The organism is Pseudomonas chaetocerotis, from assembly GCF_015712105.2.
Classification (GTDB): domain Bacteria; phylum Pseudomonadota; class Gammaproteobacteria; order Pseudomonadales; family Pseudomonadaceae; genus Aquipseudomonas; species Aquipseudomonas chaetocerotis.
The window spans coordinates 1-6,328 of sequence record NZ_JACFYX020000024.1; the positions used below are offsets into that span (position 1 = coordinate 1).

The 6,328-nt window shown below is 64.1% G+C and carries 9 protein-coding genes and 1 pseudogene; all 10 read right to left on the bottom strand.

The features are described 5' to 3' along the window. Positions 1–429: hypothetical protein (locus H3221_RS25385; protein ID WP_196477210.1), on the bottom strand; the 429-nt coding region annotated here is incomplete at its 3' end. After that, positions 426–1,034 (bottom strand): hypothetical protein, encoded by a 609-nt coding sequence (locus H3221_RS25390; protein WP_196477211.1) that lies wholly within the window; start codon positions 1,032–1,034, stop codon positions 426–428. The genes H3221_RS25390 and H3221_RS25385, both read right to left, overlap by 4 nt. Beyond that, positions 1,034–1,705 carry a hypothetical protein gene (locus H3221_RS25395; protein ID WP_196477212.1) on the bottom strand — a complete coding sequence of 224 codons (672 nt, stop codon included), beginning with the start codon at positions 1,703–1,705 and terminating at the stop codon, positions 1,034–1,036. Before H3221_RS25395 ends, H3221_RS25390 begins: the two co-directional genes overlap by 1 nt. Positions 1,706–1,713: 8 nt before the next feature. Then, positions 1,714–2,175: a hypothetical protein gene (locus H3221_RS25400; protein ID WP_196477213.1), complete on the bottom strand. Its 462-nt coding sequence runs from the start codon at positions 2,173–2,175 to the stop codon at positions 1,714–1,716. A gap of 10 nt (positions 2,176–2,185) precedes the next feature. Continuing rightward, positions 2,186–2,455, bottom strand: coding sequence for a hypothetical protein (locus tag H3221_RS25405; protein WP_196477214.1), 270 nt, complete (start codon positions 2,453–2,455; stop codon positions 2,186–2,188). After that, entirely contained in the window at positions 2,439–3,026 is a 588-nt protein-coding gene (locus tag H3221_RS25410; RefSeq protein WP_196477215.1) for a hypothetical protein, read from the bottom strand. The genes H3221_RS25405 and H3221_RS25410 overlap by 17 nt, the downstream gene beginning before the upstream one ends. Before the next feature lie 10 nt (positions 3,027–3,036). Then, positions 3,037–3,987 (bottom strand): hypothetical protein, encoded by a 951-nt coding sequence (locus H3221_RS25415; RefSeq protein ID WP_196477216.1) that lies wholly within the window; start codon positions 3,985–3,987, stop codon positions 3,037–3,039. A gap of 7 nt (positions 3,988–3,994) precedes the next feature. Then, the gene (locus tag H3221_RS25420) at positions 3,995–5,593 is read right to left on the bottom strand and encodes a hypothetical protein (RefSeq protein ID WP_196477217.1); all 1,599 of its coding nucleotides are present in this window, start codon (positions 5,591–5,593) and stop codon (positions 3,995–3,997) included. Continuing rightward, positions 5,586–6,035: a hypothetical protein gene (locus tag H3221_RS25425; RefSeq protein WP_196477218.1), complete on the bottom strand. Its 450-nt coding sequence runs from the start codon at positions 6,033–6,035 to the stop codon at positions 5,586–5,588. Before H3221_RS25425 ends, H3221_RS25420 begins: the two co-directional genes overlap by 8 nt. 2 nt (positions 6,036–6,037) lie before the next feature. Next, positions 6,038–6,328, bottom strand: a pseudogene (locus H3221_RS25430) (hypothetical protein); the annotation flags it as partial.

A 6,328-nucleotide genomic window follows, 5' to 3' on the forward strand; every position in this document is an offset into this window, starting at 1 on the left:
CCAGCCACATAGCTCGCCAATCGTATGCGGGCTGTAGCTGGCTGGACTGGGCAGGCCGAGCGCGGCGGCGCACCATTCGCTGCAGAACGCAGCGTGCTCCACCTTGCGGTTGCGGTTGAATATCTGGCTCATGATCAGTGACGGCCAGCCGTAGCGGTCCGGGTCGGTGCAGGCGAAGTGCTCGAGCACGGCAGCAGGATCTGCCCAGGGCAGCTCGATCACATCCCAGTGGTCGGCGCCGAGGGTGATTTCATCGGCGCCCGGCCCAACCCGCTTGCGCCGCACGCCTTTGTCCATCACTGAGCTGCTGTAGCAGTAGCCGTGCACCACCAGTTCGCAATGGCTGTACTGGCTGCGCGTCCACCAGCGAATAAGGGCGTTGCCGAGCTGGCCCTCGCCCTTGTAAAGCGCAAGCATAACGCCCGTCATGCCAGGGCCTCCCGCAGTTGCGCCGTCGGCGCCGTCATGACCGTTTGTTGAACCGCCTGCAGTTCCAGCAGTACCTCGCCCGGCAGCTGGTAGTCGAGCACTGGATCACCACCAGCCTTGATTACATCCTCGTAGCCCTGGCGGCGGCCAGTTAGCCAGGCGGACATGATCACGAACTGGCGTGCCTTGACCAGCGTGCGGCGCAGGTATTCTTCTCGGTCTATGCCCCGCACAGCGGCGGCACGATCGATCCAGGGGGTTGAGGCGCCAACTGGGTCGAGCAGCCAGGCAGTAGACTCGACATCCTGCGTCGGCCAAGTGTCCTTTTCCAGCTGAGGATAGTTGGCGGTGAGCGCGGTGGTGGCGGTTTCATAGGCACCGTTGTTCAGCGCCAACCGCTGCGCCTCGATCTCTTCCGGGGTTGGCTCCGGATCGGGTTCCGGCTCCACCACGGGCACCGGGCCGACGAAGAAAGCGCCGCCGACGATCTGCACATGCTCGCCGGACAACATCCCGGCCAGGCCCTGCTGATACTGCTGCTCGGTGATTTCGATGCCGCCGTCAATCGGGTCACGACTGAGGCGGCCATCTGCTGCGTAGGGCATTAGCGAATCCTCATGAAGTAGTCAGCGCCGAGGCTTTTGACGCGCGTTTCGTTTGCTGTGCGAGGAGAACCGTTCGCGCCGTCAGATATGACATGAAGATCATTGCCTGAGTTTGCGGCGGTTAGCGCGGGCAGTCTTGTCCCACCCAGTCCGACGATCGAATAGCCGACATCTCTAGCCCGAATATTCGCGTCCCCGGCGAACGTATGCCCCTGAAACGCATCCGCCTCCACCGCCCCGCTACTGCCCGGCCGAAGGAATCGGCGCTCGGTATTGATCAGTCGCACCGTTTCCCCGTACATAGGACTGCCGGCGTCATCTATTACCGCCGTGGCCTGCACCTCCGGCGCGGAACCGCTGACGCTTTCGGACGTCAACACGCCATCGTTGTAACTGTCGCTCGCAGTCAGCTTGATATAGCGGTAGTTCGGGTTGTCGGTAGGTGGTACCGGCACGCCGGTGATGTGCGTTTGGATCGGGAACGGAACACCGATCGGCTGCAGCGCCCACGCATCCGTGAGATTGGCGACGGCAACGATGTCCCCCGCCGAGGTTTTGAAGTACAGCCGACCATCTGCGACGTTGATGGCCAACTCGCCCAGGGCTAGCTGGCCAGCGCTCGGCACAGCCGCTGCCGTGGCCGAGCGCTTGTGCCGAATCACATCAGCCATGGGTCACCTCAATACGTGCCGCCGTCTACACCGTCGACAAACTCCAGCGCCGTGGCGCCGGTGTTGACCTTGACGAAACGACCGCCCGCGCCAGTGAAGGCAGACGGCGTGTCGGTCAGAGCGATGAAGGTGGTAACCCCGCTGGGCGGCGCTTCCATCTCGAAAACACCGTCGCGGTAGACCAGAACCTGGCCATTGGCTGCGCCGGTCAAGTCCACATCGGACAGATCGCCGATGCTGGCCTGCTCGATAACGGCGCCAACGGCGGCGGCGAAGTCGCTCAGGTCAGCAGAGGTCAGGCCGTCGAGCTTGTCCTTCAGCGCCTTGCCGCCAATGATGACGGGCGTACCGTCGCTGATACGGCCGTAGTAGAGGTAGCCGGAGACTTCCGAGTAGGCCAGCTCGCCAGCGGCCAGGCTGGTGGGTGCCGAGGTCGCGTCGGAGCGTTTGATGCGGATGATGTCAGCCATGATTGGCTCCTCAGAAATGGCCGCCGTCTGGCGACACGGGTTCAAATTCGTTGTCGTGGTAGACCTTGAGCTGCAGGGTCAGCGGGTTCCACCAGGTTTCGCTCTCGGTTGCCCCGGTTGGCGGGTGGTCCTGGATGTAGGTGATGCCGCCCGCACCGACGCCATTGCGCCCTGGCGGCCCTTGTGTGCCGACTGCAACGACGATGGCAGGCGCGGCCACTGGCTCGCGCACCAGCACGAATGGCTGGCCAGCGACGATGACATCAGGTGCAGCAGCCATGGGCACCTCCTCGGCGCACGGTCACGGGGCCGTCGAGCCAGCGGTCTACGTCGCCGTTGCTCCAGGTGATATCCAGCGTGTAGGTCACGCCAGCGAGCGGGATGGCTGTGCTCTGTGCCGGGGTGAGCACGATGTTCAGCTGGCCCACGCCAAGCACCTGCAAGCCACCATTGGCGGTGGTCAGCTGCAGGCTGTAGCCGGGGCCGGTGAGCGTGAGCACTGCTGTTGCATCGGTGATGTCGACGCCCGGCTGGTACACCAGCCAGCCGCCGCTGGCGTTCTGGCCGGCGCCGTTGAGGGCGTTGATTTCCACGGTGTCGGCATTAACCACGCCGACCATCCACGGCGCCTGCTGGGGCGGCTGGCGGTTGAGTGCGGTGAAACCGCTGACGCCCTCGACCCAGCACGGCCACTCGGCCGGCAGGTCGTGCTCGGGCACGGTCAGCAGCAGGGACGGGGTTTTCTGCACCTCGCTGATGGCGCGGCGTTCCCAGCGCGGCTGCAGCAGGTAGAGTGGTTTGCGGTTGGTCGCGCCCGGGATGATGGGTAGATCGAGGCAGGCTGGCTGCATGGCAGGCCCCTTAATTCAGGTAGAGATTGATTGGGCGCGCTGTGATTTCGCAGAACATGCCTGAGCCCGTTTCGTCTGTGCTGTATACAGCGGTGAGATCAAACCAAACCCGGGTGTTAGCGGGCACGACGCAGCTGACGACGCCAAGCTCAGTTGAACTCGACGTAATACCCAGTGCATCAAAAGCGCTGGTCTGCAAAATCAGCTCAGCACCGCTCTGCCAGAAGGCCGCAGGGTCGAGCACCAATGTCCATGTCTGCGCGCTCCAGTTGGCGATCACTATCGGGATGCGGATGCCATCACCCGCTGCCACGGCCGGCGGGAGTGCAAGCGTGGTTTCGACTGGGTTCTCAGCGAAGGCGTCTGTTGTCATGGCAAACGCACGGTCACTATCGAGCAGGCTGGTAGTGTAGGAATCTGCTATCCCGAGGCCCCAGTCCGCCATGGGCAGAACGCTGCGGCGCCATTGCAGGCTATCGTCCCATCGGACATAGGCCACCCATTCACACACCAAACCATTGATCTCGATCTGCCGGCACACCTGCCCCAATCGGCTGGGTGGCGTTGATGGCGTGCCAAAGAACCTGGTGTGTACGTTATCCGTTATGTGTTCGATGACAGTGTCATCAGAACCACCACCGCCACCCTGGGCGGCCGCCCACAACTCAGCCAGCAGGGCTGCGGTTACGCCGCAGTGCACCACTGCGCCTGCTGGCCAGGTAACGTCGGTAGTGCCCTGCTCGCCTCGCAGCAGCTCATAGCCCGAAGCAAGGCCGACCAGGCGCACCACCTCCAGGGCGCTGTTGTTCAGCGGGTCCAGCGCGCCGACGATGCACAACACGTATTCGTCGCCCTCTGCCAGGGCCAGCCGGGCGATGGCTTCGCCTGCCACCGGTAGTTCGGTGCCGCCTGCCGCCAGTTCGTCGGTAAGCGCGTAGCACCAGTTGTCGATGAATCTCATGGTCACCTCATATGAGCCCGAGCAGCACCTGGCCGCGCAGGTCTCCGCTGAAATTGGTCAGTTGTTGGTCGAGCGCGTTGTAGGCGGTGAAGTTGGCGTAGGTCTGCCGCTCTTGCCGGCCGATACCGATCGGGGAGTCGGTCAGAAAAAACTGGTTCTCGCCCAGTGCGCCGGCGGGCGTGTAGCAGGGCCAGCGCTTGCACTGCACCTCGGTGCGCTCTTCGTTGAAGCGGGTGCGAGCGATCGTTGCCACGCTCCAGCCAAATTGCTCGGGGTAGATTGCGCCGGATCCATCCGAGTCGGCCCCGACCACCACACCCAACAGCACGGGGTGGTCCGGTGCGAGAGCAGGCGCGGTCGGCGGGGTAATCGAGCCGGCGTAGTTGAATGTGTAGGTGATGCCGTCCTGGTCACCCTCCTCCAGGGTGTTGATTGACCAGGTAGGCGGCAGCCCTGACGGTTCGGTTGTGCTGCCCGTCATCGTCCAGCGGATCATGCCGGTGGCGCTGAGCGCGCCCACAGTGATGGTCTGCCGCACTTCGGTTATGTCGCTGAGTGAGGCGCCGAGGCTGATGGTGTCTGTGGTTGTGCTGCTGGTTACCGAACATCCTTCGTCATACGTGACGACGCGCAGGTACTCGCCGGTTGATTCATCCGTGAGCGTGGCCGTGCGTTCCCACTCATAGCGGTAGCTGTAGCGCACAATCTCTACCCCGCCGCCCGCTGTAAACCAGGCGGTCAACAGGCGCCCGGTGACGCCGAGCTCGGCAGAGCCTGACCCTACCTGTGCGGCGGGTGACGGGTTCGACGATGGCGGCGGGCCTGGGGTAAGCGTGCGCGCGCCTGGGCGGTAGTCGCGGGTTACGCCGCAGGGGCCGGACTGCTGTTCATTGGGCGGTGTCGGCAGGTGCATCGTGGTGAACGTGCCGCCGTCCCCGGTCAGGTAGTAGGTGCCGAGCGCATCGCTGCGCGATGACAGCAACGAAAGCGTCAATGTCGGCGCCGACGGGGTGCCGCCTATATCAAGGCGCACAAGCCCAAGCAGCACCAGGCCGACACCTGATATCAAGGGCGTAACGCCGAGCAGCATTGATCGGCCGTCTGGCGTTACATCCATTGCTGAGTACGTGTTGATAGTTGCCGGCGGTGTCCAGCCGCTCACTGTTGGCTCGCCAGCGCCCTGGCCAATACTGGCGTTGGTGAAACTGCCCGTGCTGACCGTGACTGCCGGCAACAGTTCTCCGGTAGCGGGGTCGTAGGCGCGCACGGTGAGGATGAAACCCTCGATCGGGTCTCGAATGATGCGCGCCCGACATACGACGTCGTCGAGCAGCAGCGGGCGCCAGTTCACCAGGTCGCAGGGCTGGAGCGATCGGCCCAGTAGCTGCCCGCCCTGGGTTGCGATCTCGGCAGGTGTTTCGACATCCGGGCGACCAATGTCCCACAGTGCGGACGTGCGGTAGCGAGCACCTGTCCAGGGGCGGTCAAGCGGGCCAGCGCTGCCCAGGGGCCGCAAGCGGGTGATATCGCCATTCCTGTAAACCGCGCCGTGCCAGGGCGTGCCAAACCACAGCGGGCGCCCGAGAAACGGGTAGTTGCTATCCATCGACTACCTCTGCGTAGTTGAACACCGCCGGGGCGCCGTTAGCGTCGGTCATGGTCACAATGGCGGGCATTTTCACAGCCATGAAGATCGAGCCGTCGGTGCTCTGGATGACGATGGGTGTCTCGTGGTACGTGCGGGTGCCCGGGGTTTCGGTGAACGGGCTGGCCAGGCCGCCCCCGCTGCCGGCGGGCGGGGCGGTGTAGTTGCCCGTACCGTCCTGTGCTGGCACCCCGCCGCGCGGGGTCAGAGTGGGTAGCGCCTTGCGCTGGCGAGGCTGCTTGACGAGCGCGTTGACTTCTTCGACCTCAGTCTTCCCGGTGCGGCGCTTGATCATCTCGTCGCCGAGCGCGCGGCGCGCTTTGGCATTCGCCTCGCCCAAGTCGCGCCGCGCCTTTTCGTTACGCTCCCCGATCGCTCGGCGCTGATCTGCAAGGGTGGCCATGCTTACATCTCCAGCAGGTCATTCGGTATGGCGACGCGATAGTGCACAGCAACATCGCCGGTACGCTCATCGCGGTAGATCTCGGGTATCTCGACAGCCCGCACCCTGAACCGCCTCGGAAATTTCTCAGCAGTCAGGTCGTCGGCCACGTCCCAGTTGCCCGAGAAACCGAGCCGGGGATCGTCATACGGCGGGATGGGCGCCCCAGTAATCGGGTCATTCAAACGGCCGCCCAGTTGGGTTGTGAGAATCGGCGAGCCGGTAATGGGCGCCAGGCTGGTGTCCGGCCGGGC

What these genes read in the sequence shown, in the direction of transcription:
- H3221_RS25390 (WP_196477211.1), bottom strand. Translation starts at nt 1,034, where the DNA reads ATGCCCTACGCAGCAGATGGCCGCCTCAGTCGTGACCCGATTGACGGC.
- H3221_RS25410 (WP_196477215.1), bottom strand. Translation starts at nt 3,026, where the DNA reads ATGCAGCCAGCCTGCCTCGATCTACCCATCATCCCGGGCGCGACCAAC.
- H3221_RS25405 (WP_196477214.1), bottom strand. Translation starts at nt 2,455, where the DNA reads ATGGCTGCTGCACCTGATGTCATCGTCGCTGGCCAGCCATTCGTGCTG.
- H3221_RS25425 (WP_196477218.1), bottom strand. Translation starts at nt 6,035, where the DNA reads ATGGCCACCCTTGCAGATCAGCGCCGAGCGATCGGGGAGCGTAACGAA.
- H3221_RS25420 (WP_196477217.1), bottom strand. Translation starts at nt 5,593, where the DNA reads ATGGATAGCAACTACCCGTTTCTCGGGCGCCCGCTGTGGTTTGGCACG.
- H3221_RS25415 (WP_196477216.1), bottom strand. Translation starts at nt 3,987, where the DNA reads ATGAGATTCATCGACAACTGGTGCTACGCGCTTACCGACGAACTGGCG.
- H3221_RS25400 (WP_196477213.1), bottom strand. Translation starts at nt 2,175, where the DNA reads ATGGCTGACATCATCCGCATCAAACGCTCCGACGCGACCTCGGCACCC.
- H3221_RS25395 (WP_196477212.1), bottom strand. Translation starts at nt 1,705, where the DNA reads ATGGCTGATGTGATTCGGCACAAGCGCTCGGCCACGGCAGCGGCTGTG.